The sequence below is a fragment of the Butyricicoccus sp. AM32-19 genome, from assembly GCF_003480365.1.
Classification (GTDB): Bacteria; Bacillota; Clostridia; order Oscillospirales; family Butyricicoccaceae; genus Agathobaculum; species Agathobaculum butyriciproducens.
Map to the genome: position 1 here is coordinate 44,656 of NZ_QUIX01000009.1, position 22,099 is coordinate 66,754.

The window sequence follows — 22,099 nt, forward strand, 5'->3', positions numbered from 1 at the left end:
GTCTTATTTTTGTGCAACCACAGCGCCGCCCCAGCCCCAGCCGCCGAAGCCATAGTAGGCCGTCCAGCCCTCTACGGTATCAATGACAGTACCGCCGATGTTGGAAATAATCTGGCCGTTGCCAATGTAAATGCCGACGTGACCCGCATTTCGTCCGCAGGTGTCGTTCGTTCGGGACTGGTATACCGCCGGGTCATTGTAAACCATCGCACCGAGCGGAATATTCTTGCTGGACTTTCCGACCGTATACAGCGCACGATTTTTGCCCGCACAACAATGCCGGTCGATGGATACACCCGCTTTGCGGTAAACTTCTTCCGCCCATGCTTCACAATATCCGCCAGCAGCCGAAATACCGTACTTTTCTGAATTTCGTGCCACCTCGACAATGCGATTCTGTGCGTCCGTTCCGAGTGCGTCACCGCCGGTCTGCGTCAGATATTGCTTTACCAACTTGACATAGAACATATTGCCGTAGTTATACCGCCAGCCGCCGTTGATCGGCGTGGAAATCTCATTTTTATAGGTGACTTTCACGCCGCCGGAGTGCTGACGAGAAAACTCCTGTGCCAGTTCAAAGGTGTACCGCTTGCCGTTTTTCGCAACGAAGTCCAGAAAGCCACTGCCGTAATTGTACGCTTGAATTACAGCGTCCATATCACAGCCGAGTTTGTCCGCCTTTGTCACCAATTCGGCGAAATACTTGCATCCCTGCTTGATACTGTCCTCTGTGCCGAGCGTATTCATCGGCAGTCCGGCAGATTCAGACGACTGCATAACGTCCTCCAGCTTGCCCTCGCTTTCCACCTGAATAATAGCAAGCAGGACATAGACATAATCGCTGATACCGTTCTGCCGTGCGTACTTCTCAACCATGGGTTGATGCGCGAGCACTTCTGCTGAGAGATTCACACCGATATACAGTCCCGAATTACTTCCGCCGCCCTCATCATCCGAAGCAATAATCAGAAACATCGACAGAAGTAAAGCAATCAGCAGTCCGAAGCCCAGGGCACCTGCCATTGCCGCCTTTTTCATCACTTGCGCTCACCTCGGCTCTCCGAACGCCGCTGTTTGCGCGTGATTTCTCCGGTTTTCCGCTGTTTGAACTCCACACCAAAGGTTTCTTCGTCCAGTCCTTTTGGCATTGTATATCGTGTTTTCGGCTTGTCCGGCACCATCGGACGTTCTGCCGGACGGTCCGGCTTGCGGTCTGCAACCGTAGTCTGCGGCTTATCCTTGACCGTCGGACGATCTTCCCGCTGTCTGGGTGTCGGTTCAATCCGTTCCGACCGAGGTCGATTCTGCGGTGCAGACGGCTTTTCCGGTTCGGTTTTCTGCTGTTTGGGGACAGTTGGGCGCTCCTTTGGTGCAACACGAGTGCTTTCCGTTCTGGGCTTTTCCGTATTACCCTCATTGCGTTCTCTTTTTCGCTGAGATAACTGTTCCCGGCAGCTTGCCGTGGTAGTCCTGCGAGATTCCATCTGTGCAGCACGCGCTTCTCGACGTTTCTGCATGGTTTCCCGCACACTTTCCCGTGCAGATTCCACATTGCTGCGGACAGCATATTCCGCATTAGTCGGTGCGTCCTTGACCTTTTGCACGGTTTCTACCGCCTTATCCCGCACGCGAGATGGCGTATCCGCAATCTTGCCTGCCGTTTCGCCTACTCTCTGACCAAGATTCTTCTTCTTCGGCTGAACGGTTTCACGGCTTGCCGAAGTTGAAGCTGTTCTCTGTGTACTCTGCATAGCACGGCGCTGCGCAGAGCGCTTTCCTACTCCAACACCTGCCGCAAACGGCAGTGCCTTTCTCACAGCACGAGAAATCGTCCGGCGCGGCCGGTTTGTCATGGCTCGACCGACACGACCCTTGCCCTCATCACGCAGACCGATCATGCCGAGCAGCTTGTCGCGCTTCATGTACACGCCCGCGAACACAATTACCTGCAGCAATACGACCACCACGAACGGTTTTCCGTTGGCAATCGTGTACGCTAGCGAGGATAGCACCAGAACGAACGTGGTCAGCAGCGTTGTTCCCACTCTCAGCATAATTGTGTTAAACAGCGAAATCACTGCTCGTCTGCTTGTCCCAGAAAACGCCGGAATCATGCTGATCAGCAGGCTCACCGGCAGGAACATCGCGCTGATGATAAACAAAATCTGCGATAGAAGCATACTGCCTGTGAGCATAATCGCAAACGCCGACACTATCAGATTGAAAATCAGGAAGAACACGGATAGGCCGAACCGGCTTGTCACCTCGGTTACGGTCAGATTGCCATTATCGTAATCTTCCAGTTCCGATTTCACGACTTCTTCCCTGTCTTTGCCGCGATTCTCGTCCGGCGAAGTGCCGAGCAGGCTGTTTACCCGTTCTTCTCCGATATTCTCCACATTCGAATCGCCAAACTGCATGATAAGCCACGGCTGCTTGACTTGGATACCGAACAAACAGTCCCGAATCGCAGAAACGCCCGTGTTCTCGCCTGCCGTGTCCGGCGCAAGAATTTTCGCGCTCACATCGACAATACCGTTGCTGATGTCGCTCGAAAACTCGTTTACACCGGTAATTGCAGATGGTGCGTAGGCAATCAGCCCAACCGACACCACAAACACAACGGCGAAATTCAGCGCCGCATGAAACGCTTTTGTCGTTTCTCGTTTGACCAGTCCAACATAGGTGCAGTACACGCCAACCAGTAGCGTGACAATCGCCATCATACCGGGAAACAGGCCCGTGCTGTCAAATCCGCTGGCCGATACACCCGCGATCAACTGAATGTTTTTGCCGATCTCACTGGCGGCACTGCTGATGAAGTCGAGGTCATATGCCTGCTGAATCAGATAACCAACTGCATTTGAAATGTACAAATTCAGCGTCCACAGGAAATTCGTGAACAGGTAAATTGCGTACTGCGCCGTTTTGCCGATACCGTCCAGCCAGTTCCATGGCAGCCAATCCCACGAGGAATCAACGTAAAAATCAAGCTGGTAGTTATCAATGGGATACCTGCTGAACTCGTGCGCCGTATCAATGGTTTCGTCCAGCAGTCCGGCGGCGTGCGCCTGCACGGTGAACAAATTGAGAAAAAGAAAAGCCATCACAACCGCGATAAAGGCTGTAATGGCTAATTTCTGAACTTTTAAGGCATTTGTCACACGTTACACCTCGTTCCCTGTAACCGGCGGGCGCGTATCGAACGCATGGAACAGATAATCGAACATGACATGGAACTTGATAACGCCGATGCGACCGTAAAGGTCTTGGAAAAGGCACTGACCGTTTTCCAGATTGCGAAGCCGCTTCTGATTGTTTTCGTCCTCGGAATCCAGGCCAAAAAATTCAAGCGTTTTCTTGATCTCGTTAATATCCGTAGAGCGGAACGCAAACTTCATGCCGATATTGTTCTTGATATTCTCGTCTGCCACATCACCGGCGTTCTGGGTGACAAAGTAAACGGCAGCGTTCATCGAACGACCGGCGCGAACCAGCTTGTTTGCCAGCGTTTTGCCCTGTGCCACATTGAGGAACGCCCATGCTTCATCAAGACCGACCATCTTGAAGATACTTCTGTCCGAATGGATAAAGTCCAGCGCAAAGGTGGAAATGACGATCAGCATGGAGATAGACAGCATTTCAATGGTGGTGTAGTCCGCAGGCGCGGTATCCTTATCCGGCAGAACCAGATCGGCAACTTGAATGATATTCAGCTGCTTTTCAAGGCTGATCGTCTGCTGCACCTTGCCATTTGAGAACAGCAGGTGAGCAAAGTCATAGTCCGTGAACGATTCGATATGCTCGGCAATCGCAAGCGCGGTTTCCGAGCCATCGTCCCGCAGCGCATCAATGACGCGGAGCAGACCGCGCGTTTCGCTGTTTGTGACCGCACGCACCGCCCGTCGCAGGACAGGAAACAGCTTGCCGTCACGCGAGGAAATGCCCGTAAGGAAAGTCAGCACATCAAGCGCAAGGCTTTCTGCATCCTTAGTTTTCCGCATGATGATATATGGGTCAAGCATCCCCTTGTTTTCCTCGTCCGAGGTCAGATTTACAATATTGATCTCGTCTGCAATCTCCGGCAACCTCTCTTTCCAACGGCCGCGCTCGGATTTCGGGTCAAGGATAAGAGCCTGTGCGCCGTTCAGAACAGCGTAGTAAGTAAGCAGGTTGAACGACAGCGATTTACCGCCGCCCAGAGAGCCGAGAAATGCACCGGACAGCGCATTGGTGACAGAGCCTTTAACGCCTTGTGCCGCTTTGGCAGGCTGAACATAGACATTCTGGTCGGTATCGACATTGTAGCCGAGATAGATACCGTCACGCTCACCGAGCATTTGCGTTGCGCCGAATCCCAAACCGGCGAGAAAATCACTGGTGACATACTGCATATAGTCATTCATGTACCGCTTACTTGCCGGAATAAATTCGCTGTGCAGTCCCATCATATCACCGATCGGCCGAACCAGCTTGATACTTGCGTCATCGTAGAAATCGCGCACTTGGTTACAGCGGCGTTTGAGTTCTTCCACGTCCGGCGCGGTAACGCGCACAACATAGGACAGCTTGTACATGGATTCTTTGCTCTGGTCAAGAACACTTTCGAGTTCATCTACGCTGTCCAGCGCTTCTGCCACCTGATTGGTGGTTTCCGAGTTATTTTCCCACGCATGATTATCGAGGTCTTTCAGCTCTTTTTTCTTGTTGCGAACCGTATGTAATGCAGCTTTATTCGTGATAATCTCTACATTCATTGAGGTATCAATCGCAAAGTCAAACTGCTGTTCCTGATAGTAGAAAATCTCACTGGATGGGAAATCCAGTTCACCGACCACATCCGAAATCGTAAAGTACGCAACGTAGCTTTCCGAATTCTCGGACTTCATGTGTAAATACCGCTGTTTTTCCTCAATCAGACAACGGGCAGGCTTGATAAGATCATACTTTTTAACCAGTGTATCACGCTTGCGTTTTTTAAGTGGCAGCGTAAACGCAAAATCTTCATAGGCCGTGCCGGTCCTGCCGTAGATATGCTCCAGCAGATAGCCGAAGTCATTCTTATTTAGCCGACGCACCTTAAAACGACGCGACAGCTTATTTTCCATCAACTTTTCCATGCGGGAATAACGGCGGATTTCGTCGTTTGGCATACTCACGAAATCACCCATGAAAGAACTGCTGATAGCGTTTGCCGCATCGAACAGCACATTCTTGACCTGTTTTCCCACATCTTTCACGGACAACTCCTTATCCGTCACAACCAGCTTAAAGCCGAGGAAAAAGCGGTAATCGACCTGTGTATCACCGAGAGAAGCAATCAGATTTTCCGTCTGCTCGTCAATCTCGGCGCAAGCGATCTCTTTCAGTCGTCCGGTCACGCTTTTCTTGGAACGCTCCTGTGCGGCGCGGATACTGCTTTCTGTGCTAATCTGCAAAGCGTGAATCTTGCCATCACGGTTCTGCGCGATAAGCTGCCGGAAAGCGTCATGCACCGCGTCTTTCTGTTCCAGCGAGAGGAACGAGTAGTTGAACGGAATCAGTTCGTAATATGCAAAACACTCGCCCTCAATGTTCCAAACAAGGTTATTTTCAATATATTTAATCGGATACGGCACGGATAATCTCACTCCTCACTACGGTAATATCCGCGTTCTCGCGGTGCTTTTTCAGCCGGACAGACTTTCCGGCAAAGGTGACTTTCGGACGCAGCGCATAGGCGATTACCGAGCACACGAAACTGTACGGTTTCTTGCCGTCAAAGGTCTTTTTGCTCATAAACCACGTCACACCGAACGGAATACCGCACAAAATCAGCGGGTTATGAATAAGCACCAGCGGCGGCACTTTACGGAACATGAACACCAGCACACCGCTTACCGCCAGCCAGAGCAGCTGGGTCACGGTGACAGGTGTCGGCAGTTTTGCGTCACCGAACGAGTATATTACCTGTTCTACTTTCCATACACTGCTGTAACTTCTTAGTTTTTTCAAATTGCAGCTCCTTTTCACTTTTCTACATTATATAAAGGGTATAGGGGGAGAGGAACGAGTTCCTGCCGCAGGCGTCTTTCCTCTCCCCCTACACGGTTGATGTATAACTCCTTGTCGGCAGTTACACACAGCCGTGCTTCACCCCCTCACCATTCTCGCAGCGGCCCTCCTTTTATAGAACGGGATTCTGATTTTTGGCAAAGTGCTTATACACATTTTCCACACTGCCATACTCTTTGAGCAGTGCACCCGTATTGTTCTGCACGGATTCCGGCAGATATTCTACAAGCTGACACAGACAGTTCAGTTCTTCGATCATCATATCTTCATCAATCTCGAACGGCAGCTCGTAATCACGGATAACGTAGTCCGGCTCCTGGTCGGTCACGCCAATACGTTCTTCCAGCTCGTCATAGTCGATGGGCGGCGTAAACCACGCACCGACCAGCTCAATTTCGCGGCTCTTATGCCGCTTTTCGATGTAAACTCGCATTTCTAATATCATTTTCACCTCACCAGTTCAAACACGCCGTCTTTGGTTTCCACAAAGTCGCCCTCCATCGAGAGATCGCGTCCGTACTGCACGCTGTCGAAATACCGGCGCAGTGTTTCATCCGAAATCAGGCCCTCGTCCAACATCTGCTCTGCCACATCGGCCGTTGTATCACAACCGCTCCACAGGATAATATCGTCCGCGTGTTCGCAGAAGTCCTCGACACCGCTGTAATAACTGAGCAGCGAACCCATGTTATCCCGAATGTAGTCCGGCAGGTCCTCCACCATTTCGCACAGGCGGTTGACCTCCTCGATAGGCGTATACTCGCCGATCTCGAACGGCAGTTCAAAATCGTGGATGGCGTACTCCTCATACTGGTCGTTCAGCCCGATACGCTCTCTCACTTCGTCCATGTCGATAGGCGGTTCAAACCACGCGCCGACAAGTTCGCCTTCGTTGTATTTGCCGAGATTGGCAATATAAACGCGCATTTCTTCCATGTTTTCACCTCCATCTCATAAGAAAAGGCTGACTTTTCAGCCAGCCTTACGCACCAAGAATCTGATTGAACAGATTCAGCAGAACATCTTTAACGCCTGCCGCGTTGAACACCAGACCAACCGACAGCATGGCCACCACGAGAAAACCAATCAGCTTCGTAAACTCACGCTTGAAGCCGAGATACAGGCCGATCACCACGATAGCAACCAGCACCAGCGGCTGGGCGTTCGACAGCAGCCAGTTATACAGATTTACGCCAAAATTCATTAGTTATCCTCCATCTGAATCATTTCATTAACCGTTCTCATCTTCTGCTGAATGATTTTACGGTGCTTGTCCCGCAGTTCTGTGTTGTCCAGAATATCCTTGACATGGGACGTTCCACACTTTTCATCAATCAGCATGAGCATTTTCGCCGTCGGTGCCACCTGATGCGAAAACCAGTTCAGCGTCCGTTCCAGCGTGTACGGCTCGGGTGCAGTTGTCAGTTTGAGCGTATTGCGGTGCTTGCCGATAAAGGTTTCCCACATCGGGTTCAGCGGCCATTCCTCACGCGGTTTTCCGCTCTCCTTATCCACAAAACGCACATAGCGGTTGATAATGCCGAACGCTGTCTGTTCCGGATTCTCGTTCGACACAAGATCATACACGGCGTTGTCCGCCCGCTCATTTTTCAGCCGGATTTCAAAGCGGTTCTGAATGTCCGCCTGTTCGAGCGGCGTACCGTTTTTCACAAGCTGCTCATACGCTTTCTCGTAAAGGCAAAAGTACAAATCGGACTGCATCGAGCCGATGTACAGCGTTGCGCCCATGTGGGCGCTGTCCTGCTCCTGCCGACTGACCAGCCCGCCCGAGCGAAACGCCCGAAAACTGCGGAACACCGAAACGCATTCCTCCTTGCGGCATTTGCTGATAAGCAGCGGAATATCCAGCATACCCACCAAGTCATTCACCGCGAGGTCTACCCGTTTGAACACCGCCTTTTCTTTCATACACTTACGGAAAAATTCGTACCAAGTCCGCTTTTGTCCGTCCAGATACGCTTCAAACTGCCGACAGCCTTTGCCGCGCAGTTCAAGCAACACGCCCATTTCTTCCAACGGCGAGGTCAGCACCATCACGTCACCAATCCGGTAAGTGCTCGTGTAGCCGTACATTCCACGCGGCTCCTGCACCAGATATTTCATTTTCAGCCGAAGTACATCTTCAATGATGTGCTTCACATCCATTGTTGGAAAGCGGATACGCACATAGTCGAACAGCAGTGTCAGCGGCTCAGGGTGCAGCCGAATGAGCGCGTCTTTCAGCCGCCTGCGTACCTTTTGCGGCACGGATTGGTTTTCCTGCTCCAACCGGCGGTAATATTCCGGTGTCAGTCCGGCTTCCAGAGCCAGTTCCTGTTCGGATACGCCAATTTGCATCCGTTTTGCCCGAAAGTCCGTTATCCAAGTCCTGTTTTGCAATTTTACCTCCGTTTCTGATTGATTTTGTTCAAAGTTTTGCGTAGTTCGCCTATCTTGTCCGATTTGTACCCCCCTGTTAGAGAAAGGGGGTTCCGACGTTCGGGCGCGGCTGCGCCGCGCCCAACGCACCGTTCCGTGCCGTCGGCTTTCGCGCTGCACGCCGCCGCACAGACGGCGCGAGGGCATAGAAAAACGCGCAGAGTTCTTTTCTCTGCGCGTTTTGCGTGTACATATTTAATTTCAAAAAAGCAGCGCCATATAATCCTGACGCCCATCAAGTACACGGGTAACTTCTACATATTCGTTGCCCACAACACGATAGAACACAATCTGCTTTGCTACTACTAAAAACCGAATGTCCGTATCTACCGCATAGCGACTGCACAATTCTGTGCCCATAAACGGATTATCCTCTAACAGCATAATCGCGTCATACACCCGACGAGTTAATTTTGCTGCTGCTGACGGATTGTTAAGCTGCTCCCTAATATATCGTTCCGTTGCCCGCATATCTTCAACAGCAGTTTTCTTAAATTTAATTCTCATTCAGCAATACCCAACATAGCCCGGGCCTGCTCGGCAGAATAGCTTTCGGTGCAATCATCGCCCTTTTTCAGTTCTTTCACCAACCGTGCCAGAGCCTTTGCCTTAACAATTTCCGCATTATCTCCTGTCACTGCAAAGGGGAAACCGCCTGCATTTAATGACTGCTGAAAAAACACATTGATTGCGTCCGTGAGTGTCAACCCCGTTTTTGCATAAATCTGCTCCAATTCTTCACGAATTTCAGGATTCATGCGAATACGGAACATATCTGTTTTTGCAGAAGAAATAACATTATCCATCTTGCAGACCTCCTTTTCAAATTTAGTATAACACATCGTATTCTATGCGTCAATTATGTAGCTACATTGTTGCTACATAATTATTTTGCACACCTCCCAATCTCCTGCAAAAAGTCGTACCCTTTCGGCACGATCGGAGTATAAAACTCCGTAATCACCCCCTTTCCGGTATCGGCATAACCTCTTCCCTTGATATTCTTGAAAAAGAACTCCTTTTTCGTTTCTCCAAACATCATACTGTATCCAAGTTCGGACATTCTACCAAGCGCGACACGGAAATTAAACTGGTCGCGGATACCGTCACCGAGATATTTAGCATCCGGGCGCTGACAGGCGAGAATCAGGAAGAATCCCGCCTGCCGTCCCAGCATGACAATCTGCCGCAGCTTGTTGAGCACATCTTCGCGCTCCCTGCTGGTCAGCATTTCCATAAACGCAACGTACTCGTCAAACACGAGAAAATGCGGTGAAAGTCCGAGATATGCATAGTTTTCGCCGGTTTTGTAATTTTCCATGCGCTTCATATCCGCACTGCGTTCGTGCATAGCCGTGCAGAACTCGGTGATACACTGCACGATCTCCTCTTTGCGGCTGCATACGTTCGGCAGGACACTGGATAAGTCCGCTAAATCTGCGTTTTTCGGGTCAAGAATGTACAAAACCGCATTAGTTTCTAACAATGCCCGAATCAACGTCAGGATAAAGTACGTTTTGCCGCCGCCTGTACCGCCCGCGATCAGCATATGCGGCAGACTGTCAAACTCCCAATAGGTGTTCTGCATAAGCCGCATTTTGCCGTGCTCCACGCACACCTCAGAGATGGGGATACGGTTTGCGATCATGTCATACAGCAGCGTGTACTCCACAAATCCGTCCAGCAGTTCCCTGCTGACAAGCTCACAATACAAACCGCTTTCCAGCTTGTTTTCCAAGTGCAGCAGCGGTTCTTGAAACTTTCCGAGCGTAATCTCCGCCGTGATATGCAAAAGCCCGTTTTCCATGCGGTAATACATTCGCAGAAAACGGGCAATCTTCGGTTTTGAACTTGCAGGCAGGTCCTTAAAAAATCCCTCCGACTGTTTGGTGTCGCTCTGCTCATACCACTGGTTTTCCAGTACCATGCGCGCCAGCTTTTGCCGATGGCGCATTTCATTCAGCTTGTCCGGAAACCGGCGGTACAGCAGCCACGCCGTCACGGTACACACTTTTACACCCATGGCCGCGCTGAACAGCAGGTAAGCCACGGACGGACTGCGCCAGTCTGTGCGGATATTCAGCAGTACAAATGCCACGGCAAACACCGCGAACAGCAGGAAAAACACCGTTCGGAACACCAAATCTTTATCGTTCGGACGAATCCGCCTGCCGCGCTTTCTCCACAGCCTGTGCATTACGATTTCTTATCCGCCGGAACATCCTTGTGCGGCTGGCTGTTCTGTGCGGGCGTTTTGAGCACCAGATCGTCCGCCTTGATGTACCAGTCCACCTCGGCGCTGTTGCCGAACGTCACATGGGCGATTGCACCGAACATCGGATTGACCAGTTTCACTTCCGCGTTGTACGCAAAATCGCGCACCGGAACGCTCGCCGGAACACTGACCTGAATCATACGGCCCTGCTTGTCGCTTTTCAGATCGTAGGTGCGCTCCTTGACCACCTCGGACGGCGTGCCGTCTGCGTTCTCCTCGAACACCTCGCGGCGCATTGCCGAAAAACGCAGCGTGCCGAGCGTTGCTTCATTTTCACCAAAAAAACCATTGCTGAATCTCATAAATCGTACCGTCCTTTCTCGTTTACGCCTTTTCCATATCTTCCGCGTGCAGAATGTAGTCCACGAACGCGCGGCCGTTGATAACGTAGCCCTCAGCCGTCACGGACGGGTTCTTGAGCTTGACCGGCTCCATATACGCGAACTGCTTCTGACCTGCTGCGCCGTCGATCACGACCTCAATATCATCCGCACGCTGCACATCGCTGAACAGCTTGTAGCGGCGGTACAGCACCTTGGTCTGGGTGCCGTTGCGACGGGTGTCGCCGCGCTTTACCTCGGCCGGACCGCCAAATTCCAGATTGCCGAGCGACTTCGCCATGTTCGGAATCACAAATTTCAATTCCATAAAAAGACCTCCAAATTCTAATTCATTACTTCCGCGATACCCGCCATCACATATTCTGCGCACGGCAGGGCAATCGAGTTGCCAAGTGCGCGATAACGGGCATGATCGCTGATTTCTTCATTCTTGCAGCCGTACTTTGTCCAGTTTTCAGGCAGACCCATCAACCGCTCACATTCCAGCGGTGTCAGCACGCGCAGGAATCCGTCCCGTTCCTCACTCTCGTACCAAAACGAAAACGGCGCCGTTACACTCGCAAGCAGAGTTGGGAACGGTTCTCCTCCTCGTCCGAAGCTGGCACAGAACCCTTTCTGATCTCCGACCTGTGCCATAGTTCGCATACGCCGGAGGGAAAACGGTCTGACGATGGGTACCTGCCGCCCTGTTTGAGCAGCAGGCACTCCACCTCTTTGGGTGGCGGACAACCCGCCCGGACCGCTAATCGTAGAAAACGGGAGCACAGTCCGGGGCTTAAATAATACTTCTCCGGCACGCTGGCCTGCAAAATCCGCCACGACGAACACGCGCTTGCGCCGCTGTGCGAGGGCGGGTTCTCCCCAATACTGGGCGTCCAGCAGTCGCCAAGCGGTATCAGCGCGTCCCCCTCGCACCATTCCGGCGTGCGCCCATCCACGAGGAGGCACTGAAACCTCGGCACCTGTGAACGCACTGAGCATGGCTGCAAAATCCAGCCTGTCATTTGAAGAAAACGCTCCCGCAACGTTTTCCCAAATACAGAAAGCTGGATACCGACCATTGGTTGCATATCTCATCTCCTCGATAATTCGCATGGCCTGATAAAACAGGCTGGATTTCTTGCCCGCAAAACCATTTCTCGTGCCAATCTGCGACAAGTCCTGACAGGGCGAGCCGAACGTAATCACATCGACCGGCGGTATCTCTGCGCCGCTGATCTTTGTAATGTCACCCAGGTGCAGCATATCCGGGAAATGCCGTTTGGTGATGGAGATCGGGCGTGCTTCGATCTCACTCGCCCATACGGGTTCAATGCCGCAGTGTACCGCCGCCAATGGAAATACGCCGATTCCATCGAACAGACTGCCGAGTTTAAGTGCGGTCACGCGCATACCTCGTGCGGCCCATCATGCCGTGGATACGGCAGTTGCCGGTGCGGATTTTCTTGCCGCGTACACGGGCAAGGCAGTCGCAGTGCTCGTCCGGGTCTAAGTGTGCCCCGCAGTGCGGACAGATGTTGTAGTACATGAGTATCCCTCCTGCTATTACATGAATTGTCATACTATCTGTACGCTGAACGGCGGCGGTCTGGCAAACAAACAATAGATTTTATATTGAGTAAGCATGATCTTCTCCTTTTTCGGGTAATGAAAAAGCCGTCCTTCTTTGAGAACGGCTTTCGCTTTACCAGTTTTTGACGTAATATGGTTTGTATTTTAGGAAACAGCTTGTCCTGCTTTATTTTTGTCATTTTACGGTAATTTTGTTGTTCTTGTCACACCGCAGCATGAAAAGGCTTGTACAAATTCCCCTCAAAAGTTGTTCTTATCCCATCGTACCAGAGCAAAAGGCCAGAACAACTTACGACAACCTTCTCCGCCTGATCGACGACCCGGATGTTCGCGAGCCGCTCAAATTCCTGCGGGAACGAGAAGTCGTGCATTTCCAGCGGTTCGGAGATGCGCTGCGCGTTGTGCAAGATAATCTGGATGCCAAGAATTACTACGCCTACAACCCGTCCATCGACATCCGGCCCAAAGAGAAATAACGCATTTGCAAGGAGATGGTCCCTGACCGTCTCCTTTTTTGTGCAAATACTGCATCAATCCGGGGCACTGTGCAAAACAAATTTGAACACTTTACCGTGTAAAGTGACTTTTCTTTTCCGTGCATTTCTGCTATAATGCTATTAAGTAGCGCATATTATATATTTGCCTGATCACTATCGGACAGGCCTTCGCATAAATTTCAGTAAGTAGGGGAACAAGCATGAAAGAACAGAAATTGGTCATCACCGGTATGGGCGCTGTTACGCCGATCGGTATTGGTGTGGACGCATACTGGTCCGCACTGGTGGAGGGACAATGCGGTGTAGGAAAAATTACCCGCTTTGATGCATCCGAGCTGCCCGTGCAGATCGCGGCAGAGCTGAAGGACTTCGATCCCGCTGCCTACATGCCGAAAACGCTGGCCCGCACGATGGACCCGTTCATGCAGTTTGCCTTTGTTGCGGCCGAGGAGGCTCTCAAGGACAGTGAGCTGTCCATCGAGAGCGAAAGCGACCGTATCGGCATCGTCATGGGCACTGCAATGGACGGCGTTACCACCGTTGCACAGACGCAAGCTGCGTTCGACGCAGGCAAGCGCGTCGGCCCTCGCTTTGTGCCGATGACCATCGGCAACATCGCTGCTGCCCAGATCTCGATTGCACACGGCATTCACGGCCCGAGTCTGACGCTCAACACGGCATGCTCGGCAGGCGGCGACGCCATCATGACCGCAGCGATGCTGCTCCGCTCCGGCGAGGCAGACGCGGTTCTGGCAGTCGGCGGCGAGAGCATTCTGTGCCCGATCGTGGTTTCCGGTCTGTCGCAGGCCAAGGCGCTTTCCCGCCGAAACGACGACCCCGAGCAGGCGTGCCGCCCGTTCGACATTGACCGCGACGGCTTCGTTATCGGTGAAGGCGGCGGCGCTCTCCTGATTGAGACCGAGGAGCATGCACTCGCCCGCGGCGCAAAAATCCACGCCGTACTCGCCGGTTACGCGAATACCTCGGATGCACACCACGTTACCGCGCCCTGCCCGGACGGCGAAGGCGCTTCCCGCTGCATGAAGCTGGCGCTCAAGAAGGCCGGCATGCAGCCGTCCGACATTGGCTATATCAACGCGCATGGCACATCCACGCCGCTCGGCGACAAGGCCGAAACGCTGGCAGTCAAGGCCGTGTTCGGCGGCCGCGAAAGCGCACCGCCGATGAGCTCCACCAAGTCCGCGACCGGCCACCTCATGGGCGCCGGCGGCCTGACCGAAGCCATCGCCTGCATCAAAGCCATCGAGGAAGGCGTTCTGCCGCCCACCCTGCACCTGGCAAAGCCCGATCCGGAATGCGATCTGGATTATGTGCCGAATACCGCGCGCAAGGCGGAAATCAACGCTGCAATGAGCAATTCGCTCGGCTTCGGCGGACAGAATTCCAGCCTGATTGTTGCCAAATACGAGAAATAATTCCTATCAAGAATACGCAGTTAGTGATTATGCATCCTTAAAATTGCGAATCTTTATCCTATTGCAAATAAAAGTAACAGGGACACCGGCACGCAGCCTGTGTCCCTGTAAGATTTTTCTTCTTGCAATTTCGTGATTATGTGGTATTATAATATTCGTTAAATGGTTTTTAACTCTATATACAACCATCCCCTGAGGTAATTATGAATTGCTAATACCCCATACAAATTATTAAGAGGTGATCCCTTGAGTCACGAATACACCTATGATATTTCCATGTTCCGCGACACATTTGAAACCCGTTTCACCTATCTGAACGGTTTTCTGCGCAATGTTTCGCGTTTCGGCAGCCGACCGGCACTCTTTGACCCGCGTTCCGGCCGCCGCTGGACCTACCGCGAACTGAACGCCGAAGCCAACCGTCTGGCGCATGCGCTGCGCGCGAACGGCGTCGGCAAGAACGACGTTGTCATGTTCACCTTGCTCAACTCGCCGGAGTTTGTTTTCTGTTATCTGGCGGCGCACAAGATTGGTGCGATCGCGTGTCCGGTCAACTACCGGCAGGGCGCAGGCGAGATTGCACTCGTCATTGATGACAGCACGCCCAAGGCTTTCATCTATGACGCCGAGTTCGGCGAGCTGTCCGGCGGTGCGCTCGACCTGTGCGAGAGCAAGCCTGCCATCAAGATCGTTGTCGGCGCGGACGATGCCGTACCTGCCGGTCAGGTGCGCTATGCGGATTACGTTGCCGATCAGCCGGAGAACGACCCGCCGATCGACTTCGACCCGCACATCTATGACGAGACCACCCGTCTGTACACCTCCGGCACAACCAACCGTCCGAAGGGTGTGCCGATCAACAATATCAACGAGGTGCTTTCCGCGCATGACGTTATGATGCACTTCCCTCTCGGTCCGACCGACCGCACGATGAACATGACCCCGTGGTTCCACCGCGGCGGCATCCACTCCGGCGGCCCGTGCCCGACCCTCTATGCGGGTGGCGAAGTTGTCATTCTGCGCGATTTTGCACCGAAGCGCTGCCTGAACTATGCCGAGAAGTACAACATCTCGTTCCTGATCGGTGTGCCGACCATCATTGCCATGCTGGCCCGCACGCAGGAGCGCACCCCGCACGACCTGTCCGCGCTGCGCGGCATTGTCACCATGGGCGCGCCGTTTGAAAAGAGCGCATGTGAGAAGTATATAAAGCTGCTCACGCCGAACATTTTCAACGGCTACGGCACGACGGAATCCTTCTGGAACACATTTCTGCGCCCGTTCGACCTGCCGGATAACGCAGGCTCGGCCGGCCGCTCGTGTACGGACGACGAGGTCCGCATCGTAAAGCTGCGCGAGGACGGCTCCCATTCCGAGCCGGATGACCTGGTCCCGCACGACAACGTGGCCGAGGGCGAGATTATCATCTCCTCTCCGGCAAAGAGCGCATTTTGTTACTATAATAACCCGGAAATGACCGAACAGAAGTTCTACAAGGGCTTTCTGTACACCGGCGATGTCGGCACATGGGACGAGAACGAGTTCGTCACCGTGCGCGGCCGCAAGGACGATATGATCGTTTCCGCAGGCGAGAACATCTATCCGCCGCAGATCGAGGCCGTGCTGAACGACCATCCCAAGGTCGCAGAGAGCGCCGTTATCGGTGCGCCGGACAAGCTGCGCGGCGAAGTTGTTGCGGCATATGTTGTGCCGAGCGACCCCTCCCTCACCGTTGAGGAGCTGAAGGAGTACTGCACGAACAGTCCCATGCTGTCCTCGTACAAGTGGCCGCGCATCTACAACATCGTTGATTCCCTGCCGCACACCGCGACCGGCAAAATCATGCACCGCGCCCTGCGCAAGCAAAAATAACCCAGACAGCACAAAAGGAGAATGGATTCGTTCCATTCTCCTTTTTTCATCTACAACACGTTTACAGTAATCCTTGCAGCGACAGCGCAGCCGCCAGCGCCAGCAAAATGGCGATCAGCGTTTTCAGCACGCGCAGGAATCGTTCTCTTGTGACAAACCGCCGCCAGCCGGTCGGCTTCGGGTCCGGAGGAAGCATTTCGTCCGGTGTCGGCTTATGGTCGAGCAGCCCCACGCCGCAATCCTTGCATTTACGAACATTCTCGACGTATTCCGCGCCGCATTTCGGGCACCAAGGCATAATTCGTTACTCCTTCCAGATGAAAATCGGCAGCGGCGGATCATTTTTTCGGTTCATCCACTCACAGCCGAGCACGGTATAGGTTCGGTCGTCGAGTTCCCGCAAGTGAGCCAGAAGCGCATCGCGCTCCTCATAGCCGTTTTCCTTGCCATAATAGAGCGCAAGCGCGATCAATCCGCCTTTTTTGAGCAGTTTCAGTCCCGCATCAACAGCAGGCAGTGAAGTCTCTGCGGTGGTGAATTTTGTCGGGTCTCCGCCGGGCAGACGGCCGAAATTGAACACGATGCAGTCCACCGTCTCCGGTTCGGCGTAGTGCGCCATGTTAGCGTGGCTGTCGAGGTAAACCTCGGCGCTGAGGTGCTCTTTCGCCAGCAGCTCGCGGGTCTGCCGGACGGCATCCTCCTGCACATCAAAGGCCAGCACACGGCCGATTTCGCCTGTCAGACGGCACAGCAGTGCTGTGTCTCTGCCCTTGCCCGCGGTCGCATCAATACAAAAATCGCCTTCCCGAACCTGCCGCCGGAGCACATCATGCACAACCGAAAGTGTGTTCATGCTCTGCCCTCCTCAAAAGCGGCCGCCGCCGAGCGCGCGCGCGATTTCGTCCCGCGCAGCCATGAGCGGCGCACGCAGCTCTGCCACGCGCTGGTCGGTCATGCGGCTGACCGGCGCAGACAGCGAAATCGCGTAGGACGCGCGTCCGCGGTAGTCCGGAATGGCGGCCGCAATGCAGCGCACGCCAAGCTCGTTCTCCTCATTGTCGAGCGCGTAACCAAGCTGACGCACCTTGTCGATCTCACGGAAAAACGCGTCCTCATCGACGATGGTGTGCTCGGTCCACGCATGCACATCGCTGTGCTGCCACACATCGCGCACCTCTGCGGTGTCCCATGTGGCAAGAATTGCCTTTCCAACGCCCGTACAGTACAGCGGCAGGCGCATGCCGATGCGCGAGAACATGCGGATGGCAGACGAGCCGTTATCCACTTTATGGATGTACACAATGTCCTTGTCGTCGCGCATGACAAGGTGAACGGTCTCATCCGTGCACTGCTCGAGCCGTTCAAGCGACGCGCGTGCTCTCTCAACAATATCCAGATTATCCACAATATAGCTGCTCATCTCGCACAGGCGCATACCGGCGCGGTAGACGCTGGTTTCCGCGTCGCGCTGCACATAGCCGCGCGCACACATGCTGGTCAGCAGACGGTGAACCGTGCTTTTGTGCAGGCCGGTTTCCGCAGACAGGCCGCCGATGCTCATGCCGTTGCGGCTGCGGCACAGAGTTTCCAGCAAATCGAATGCGCGGTCGAGCGATTGAACGGTCGATTGCTCCGCCATGAAAACGCTTCCCTTCGTTCCGTATTATAAAACACAACTCCATTATACAGCAAAGCTGCACAAAAAACAAGGGATTATTTTGGTGTGGTCGCCAAATTGGGATTGGTCACTTGCGAAGCGGACGGAATTTGCGCTGACACCGCGCGGGCGCAACACAAGGCGAATTGCCCGAAGGGCAAGAGAAGGTCCCCTGGGGATAACAGTGCCGCGCAACTCGTTTATACGTTGTTGCGTCTGTCACCTGCGAATAAAGCTGCTGATAAACGCTATCTTGCAGGGAGCGAAATTTCTCCTTTTACAAAGCAAAACCACAGTCAAAACGACTGTGGTCTGCATAAAATTCAGCAATTAAACATTGAAACGGAACAGAACAACATCGCCGTCCTGCATCACATACTCCTTGCCCTCGGAGCGAACCAGACCCTTTTCGCGGGCAGCAGCCAGCGAGCCAAGCTCGATGAGGTCCTTATAGTTGATAACCTCAGCGCGAATGAAGCCGCGCTCGAAGTCGGTGTGAATCTTGCCGGCAGCCTGCGGCGCCTTTGTGCCCTTCTCGATGGTCCACGCGCGAACCTCCTGCTCACCGGCGGTAAGGTAGCTCATCAGGCCGAGCAGGTCGTAGCAGACCTTGATCAGACGGTCCAGACCGGACTCGTGCAGGCCGAGTTCGGACAGGAACATCTCCTTCTCCTCTGCGTCCATGCCGGCGATATCCTCCTCCAGCTTTGCGCAGATCGGCAGAACCATCGCGCCTTCTGCGTCTGCAATGGCCTGTACCGCCTTGAGGCGCTCGTTCTCGGTATCGTTGCCGGTAAAGCCTTCCTCGTCCATGTTTGCTGCGTAGATGACCTTCTTCGCGGACAGCAGGTCGCTCTCACCGATGACGCGTTCAATGTCCTCGTCCTCGCCAAAGCCCTCGAAGGTGCGGGCGGTCTTGCCCTCCTCCAGATGCGCCTTCAGGCTCTCGAGGATCTCCACGTCGCGGAGCAGCTTCTTGTCTGCCTTTGCAGCCTTGCGGGTGCGGTCGAGACGGCGCTCGAGGTGCTCGATGTCCGCAAGGATCAGCTCGAGGTTGATAGTCTCGATGTCACGGGCCGGATCGACCGAGCCTTCAACATGCACGATGTTCTCGTTGTCGAAGCAGCGGACAACGTGAACGATGGCGTCAACCTCGCGGATGTGGGACAGGAACTTGTTGCCCAGACCCTCGCCCTTGCTTGCGCCACGCACCAGACCGGCGATGTCCACGAACTCGACCACCGCAGGCGTGGTCTTCTTTGCGTGATAGAGATCGGTCAGCGGCTGCAGACGCTCATCCGGTACAGCGACCATGCCGACGTTCGGGTCGATGGTGCAGAACGGATAGTTTGCGCTTTCCGCGCCCGCCTGCGTAATTGCGTTGAACAAGGTAGACTTGCCGACGTTTGGCAGTCCGACGATGCCGAGTTTCATAATGTAATTCCTCCAACTTTATAAGGGGATTTTCTGCTCCCCGTTTTCTGCATAAAAATAGTATACCGCTTTCGCTGGAATTTTGCAATGTTTTGCGCTATACTAAAGATACCAATTTGTCTGCAAGAGGTGAAAAGCCATGCCTTCTTATGTCACTTACCATATTTTTGCGGCTACCGTGCAGCGCGTAACCAGTGATTCGGTCGCCCATATCGCGTCCTCCTACCCGGCAGCCTACCGATGGGGCTCGCAGGGACCGGACCCGCTGGCGCTCTATCACGCGCCGTTCCCGTCCGCGCTGCGCAGACTGGCGAACCGCGTCTGCACCGAGCCGCCCGCGCCGCTGTTCGAGTCACTGTGCAAAGCCGCCGTTGCGTCGCACAACACGGCTGCACTCGCGTATGTATTTGGATTCTGCACGCACTATGCACTCAGCCGCGTAACCTATTCGTTTGTTTCCGCACAGGCGGACAGGCTGTCGCAGTTCATGCCGGGCTACTCTGCCGAGGCACGCCGTCATTTAGTCGAGAGCGACATCGACGGTGTGATGATCGCGGATTTTGTCTCGGACACGCCCGCCGAGTACGAGGCGTACCGTCAGCTGGAGCCGGATGCGCCCGAGTCCCCTCTCGCGGCGAAAATTCTGGCGCAGGCCCTGCGGGAGACGTATGGCGTGCACATCACGCCTGCCGCCGTCTACCACTCGATGAACGATATGCGCCGCATGCACCATCTCGCGCATCAGGGTACCTCTGCGCTCACCCGTCTGCAGCGGTTCGAGCACCTGATCGGCAAATCCGGTTTTGCGTCCTCGCTTATCCGTCCGACAGAGCCGCTCTCGGCGGACTGCACCAATCAGGAGCACCGTCCGTGGACATCCCGCACCGGCGAGCGAACGGATTCGTTCTACGATCTGTTTGATGCCGCCGTGCCGCTGGCGGTCTCGCTGCAGCGTGCCGCTCTCGACCGCTATTATCAGCAGAAGCCGCTCGATCCGCGCTTTTTCCCCACGGATTTTACGGGCACACCCATCAAAAAATAAAAATTTGATAACTTAGCGACAGGTTTCGTATGACTTCGCTCCCTGAAATGGGTATTCTTGGTGCTGTTACCAAACTGTAACCATTGAAAGGAGTGAATATGGCGCACATCATTCCGCCATACTACTATCATGCGAAACCTGTTATCTTTTGTTTTGGGCGTGATTTCACGCCTGCTCTACCTGCTTCTGCGGCTCATCCTGCTGCTCGACCGCACGATCTGCCGCGTATACGACCTGCCGGTCTGGAGCCGGTTCGCCGGTGTTCTGCGGCAGGCAGGCCGCCGCCGTTCGGTCTGTGCGCTGAGCGTATTCGGACTGCTGTTCCTGCTGCCCGCTCTGCTGCTGACCCGGCCGGGCACGCTGCTGCTTGCGGACGGTCAACCGCTCGGTGTTATCGAGGACAGCGCAACGCTGCTGAACGCAGTAAACGCGGTTGAATCCAGCGCATCTGCCGTTTCCGGCACGGACTATTACCTGCCGCTGCGCCTGCAGGCCAAACCGGTGCGGACAGCTGCTCCGCTGCTGACGCAGGAGGAACTCGAGCGCAATCTCATTACTGCCAGCGGCGAGTTGGACACGCTTGCCATTATTTCGGTGGACGGCAAACAGACCGCCATTGCCGCCGATACGGACGGCGCGCAGGCCGCGCTCGACCAGATCAAGGCCGCGTACACGACAGCGGCAGACGAAAACGTACACTTCCTGCAGACCGTCCGCGTGGACAAGGCCGTTGCGCCAGCCGCGCTTGCAGAGACCGATTCCGCGCTGTATGATACCCTGTCGCAATACCTTGACGTGACCGCGACCCGCGCCGTCACCTACACCGAGCAGATTCCGTTCGACACCGTGACGCAGGAGAACAAAAATCAGGACCAGACCTACCGCGAGACCGTCCAGCAGGGCTGCGCAGGCACAGCGCAGGTCACCGCCGAGATTGAAACCGTGGACGGCGAGGAGCGCACGCGCACCATCCTTGCGCGCACCGTGCTCCGGCAGGCCACCGACGAAATTGTCGAGGTCGGCACGCGCAATGTCGGCATCGGCACCGGAGAATTTGCCGTGCCGCTGACCAGCTACACGTTCACCTCGGCGTTCAAGTACCGCTGGGGCCGCCTGCACGGCGGCGTGGACCTCGCCGTGGACGAAGGCACGCCGGTCTATGCCGCGGATAACGGCAAGGTCATCGTTGCAGAGGACTCCGGCAACGGCTACGGAAGCTATATCATCCTCGACCACCGGAACGGCTTCAAGACGCTGTACGGGCATAATTCACAGCTGCTCGTGTCGGTCGGCGATGTGGTCAGCAAGGGCGATAAAATCGCGCTTTCCGGCAATACCGGCAACTCCACCGGCCCGCATCTGCATTTTGAGGTGCAGGTGAATGATGAAAAGGTAGATCCCCAGCAGTATGTCAGCCTCGAATGACCGCCGCAATCATTTTCCATTCTCAATCAAAAAGAGATTGGCACAAGCCAATCTC

The 22,099-nt window shown here is 54.2% G+C and carries 24 protein-coding genes; 5 read left to right on the top strand and 19 right to left on the bottom strand.

Features of this window, described 5'->3' with window-relative positions; all coding sequences use genetic code 11:
* Nucleotides 1–3: 3 nt before the first annotated feature.
* From DW806_RS16075 to DW806_RS15210, 15 genes are all read right to left on the bottom strand, one after another.
* On the bottom strand, nucleotides 4–1,038 hold the full coding sequence (locus DW806_RS16075) for a lysozyme family protein (protein ID WP_118360188.1): 1,035 nt from the start codon (nucleotides 1,036–1,038) through the stop codon (nucleotides 4–6).
* On the bottom strand, nucleotides 1,038–3,164 hold the full coding sequence (locus tag DW806_RS08950) for a CD3337/EF1877 family mobilome membrane protein (protein ID WP_118729730.1): 2,127 nt from the start codon (nucleotides 3,162–3,164) through the stop codon (nucleotides 1,038–1,040). The genes DW806_RS16075 and DW806_RS08950 overlap by 1 nt, the downstream gene beginning before the upstream one ends.
* A 3-nt stretch (nucleotides 3,165–3,167) precedes the next feature.
* Entirely contained in the window at nucleotides 3,168–5,618 is a 2,451-nt protein-coding gene (locus DW806_RS08955) for an ATP-binding protein (RefSeq protein WP_118360190.1), read from the bottom strand.
* Entirely contained in the window at nucleotides 5,602–5,994 is a 393-nt protein-coding gene (locus DW806_RS08960) for a conjugal transfer protein (protein WP_118360191.1), read from the bottom strand. Before DW806_RS08960 ends, DW806_RS08955 begins: the two co-directional genes overlap by 17 nt.
* A 172-nt stretch (nucleotides 5,995–6,166) precedes the next feature.
* Nucleotides 6,167–6,499: an antirestriction protein ArdA gene (locus DW806_RS08965; RefSeq protein WP_243022699.1), complete on the bottom strand. Its 333-nt coding sequence runs from the start codon at nucleotides 6,497–6,499 to the stop codon at nucleotides 6,167–6,169.
* Nucleotides 6,500–6,501: 2 nt separating this feature from the next.
* The gene (locus DW806_RS08970; protein WP_199677292.1) at nucleotides 6,502–6,990 is read right to left on the bottom strand and encodes an antirestriction protein ArdA; all 489 of its coding nucleotides are present in this window, start codon (nucleotides 6,988–6,990) and stop codon (nucleotides 6,502–6,504) included.
* A 46-nt stretch (nucleotides 6,991–7,036) separates the two neighbouring features.
* Nucleotides 7,037–7,258: a hypothetical protein gene (locus DW806_RS08975; protein WP_110437264.1), complete on the bottom strand. Its 222-nt coding sequence runs from the start codon at nucleotides 7,256–7,258 to the stop codon at nucleotides 7,037–7,039.
* Nucleotides 7,258–8,412, bottom strand: coding sequence for a replication initiation factor domain-containing protein (locus tag DW806_RS08980; protein ID WP_243038521.1), 1,155 nt, complete (start codon nucleotides 8,410–8,412; stop codon nucleotides 7,258–7,260). Before DW806_RS08980 ends, DW806_RS08975 begins: the two co-directional genes overlap by 1 nt.
* 282 nt (nucleotides 8,413–8,694) lie before the next feature.
* Nucleotides 8,695–9,000, bottom strand: coding sequence for a type II toxin-antitoxin system RelE/ParE family toxin (locus DW806_RS08985; protein ID WP_110437266.1), 306 nt, complete (start codon nucleotides 8,998–9,000; stop codon nucleotides 8,695–8,697).
* Nucleotides 8,997–9,299 carry a type II toxin-antitoxin system RelB/DinJ family antitoxin gene (locus tag DW806_RS08990; protein WP_110437267.1) on the bottom strand — a complete coding sequence of 101 codons (303 nt, stop codon included), beginning with the start codon at nucleotides 9,297–9,299 and terminating at the stop codon, nucleotides 8,997–8,999. Before DW806_RS08990 ends, DW806_RS08985 begins: the two co-directional genes overlap by 4 nt.
* Nucleotides 9,300–9,379: 80 nt before the next feature.
* Complete coding sequence (locus DW806_RS08995) at nucleotides 9,380–10,690, bottom strand: FtsK/SpoIIIE domain-containing protein (protein WP_118360193.1); 1,311 nt, start codon at nucleotides 10,688–10,690, stop codon at nucleotides 9,380–9,382.
* On the bottom strand, nucleotides 10,690–11,070 hold the full coding sequence (locus tag DW806_RS09000; RefSeq protein WP_117751331.1) for a YdcP family protein: 381 nt from the start codon (nucleotides 11,068–11,070) through the stop codon (nucleotides 10,690–10,692). The genes DW806_RS08995 and DW806_RS09000 overlap by 1 nt, the downstream gene beginning before the upstream one ends.
* Before the next feature lie 22 nt (nucleotides 11,071–11,092).
* The gene (locus DW806_RS09005) at nucleotides 11,093–11,416 is read right to left on the bottom strand and encodes a YdcP family protein (RefSeq protein ID WP_116704820.1); all 324 of its coding nucleotides are present in this window, start codon (nucleotides 11,414–11,416) and stop codon (nucleotides 11,093–11,095) included.
* Nucleotides 11,417–11,433: 17 nt separating this feature from the next.
* Nucleotides 11,434–12,495 carry a DNA cytosine methyltransferase gene (locus DW806_RS09010; RefSeq protein WP_118360194.1) on the bottom strand — a complete coding sequence of 354 codons (1,062 nt, stop codon included), beginning with the start codon at nucleotides 12,493–12,495 and terminating at the stop codon, nucleotides 11,434–11,436.
* Nucleotides 12,482–12,637 carry a hypothetical protein gene (locus DW806_RS15210; protein WP_158574629.1) on the bottom strand — a complete coding sequence of 52 codons (156 nt, stop codon included), beginning with the start codon at nucleotides 12,635–12,637 and terminating at the stop codon, nucleotides 12,482–12,484. Before DW806_RS15210 ends, DW806_RS09010 begins: the two co-directional genes overlap by 14 nt.
* Nucleotides 12,638–12,896: 259 nt before the next feature.
* Here DW806_RS15210 and DW806_RS09015 point away from each other — a divergent pair, with 259 nt between their 5' ends.
* From DW806_RS09015 to DW806_RS09025, 3 genes are all read left to right on the top strand, one after another.
* Nucleotides 12,897–13,157, top strand: coding sequence for a manganese catalase family protein (locus DW806_RS09015; protein ID WP_367399550.1), 261 nt, complete (start codon nucleotides 12,897–12,899; stop codon nucleotides 13,155–13,157).
* Between the two features lie 221 nt (nucleotides 13,158–13,378).
* Nucleotides 13,379–14,614 (top strand): beta-ketoacyl-ACP synthase II, encoded by a 1,236-nt coding sequence (gene fabF, locus DW806_RS09020; RefSeq protein WP_118729731.1) that lies wholly within the window; start codon nucleotides 13,379–13,381, stop codon nucleotides 14,612–14,614.
* 246 nt (nucleotides 14,615–14,860) lie between these two features.
* On the top strand, nucleotides 14,861–16,486 hold the full coding sequence (locus DW806_RS09025) for a class I adenylate-forming enzyme family protein (protein WP_199677293.1): 1,626 nt from the start codon (nucleotides 14,861–14,863) through the stop codon (nucleotides 16,484–16,486).
* A 61-nt stretch (nucleotides 16,487–16,547) separates the two neighbouring features.
* Here DW806_RS09025 and DW806_RS09030 read toward each other — a convergent pair whose 3' ends face one another.
* From DW806_RS09030 to ychF, 4 genes are all read right to left on the bottom strand, one after another.
* Nucleotides 16,548–16,784: a hypothetical protein gene (locus DW806_RS09030; protein WP_118285072.1), complete on the bottom strand. Its 237-nt coding sequence runs from the start codon at nucleotides 16,782–16,784 to the stop codon at nucleotides 16,548–16,550.
* A 6-nt stretch (nucleotides 16,785–16,790) separates the two neighbouring features.
* The gene (locus DW806_RS09035; RefSeq protein ID WP_118729732.1) at nucleotides 16,791–17,339 is read right to left on the bottom strand and encodes a tRNA (mnm(5)s(2)U34)-methyltransferase; all 549 of its coding nucleotides are present in this window, start codon (nucleotides 17,337–17,339) and stop codon (nucleotides 16,791–16,793) included.
* Nucleotides 17,340–17,351: 12 nt separating this feature from the next.
* A complete protein-coding gene (locus DW806_RS09040; RefSeq protein ID WP_118478628.1) occupies nucleotides 17,352–18,125 on the bottom strand; it encodes an IclR family transcriptional regulator in 774 nt (257 codons plus the stop codon).
* Between the two features lie 348 nt (nucleotides 18,126–18,473).
* Nucleotides 18,474–19,577, bottom strand: a complete 1,104-nt coding sequence (gene ychF, locus DW806_RS09045; protein ID WP_118729733.1) for a redox-regulated ATPase YchF — start codon at nucleotides 19,575–19,577, stop codon at nucleotides 18,474–18,476.
* 139 nt (nucleotides 19,578–19,716) lie between these two features.
* Between ychF and DW806_RS09050 the strand changes: the two genes are divergently transcribed.
* Nucleotides 19,717–20,619 carry a hypothetical protein gene (locus DW806_RS09050; protein ID WP_118729734.1) on the top strand — a complete coding sequence of 301 codons (903 nt, stop codon included), beginning with the start codon at nucleotides 19,717–19,719 and terminating at the stop codon, nucleotides 20,617–20,619.
* A gap of 129 nt (nucleotides 20,620–20,748) precedes the next feature.
* Nucleotides 20,749–22,044, top strand: coding sequence for a M23 family metallopeptidase (locus DW806_RS09055; protein ID WP_118729735.1), 1,296 nt, complete (start codon nucleotides 20,749–20,751; stop codon nucleotides 22,042–22,044).
* Nucleotides 22,045–22,099 lie beyond the last annotated feature (55 nt).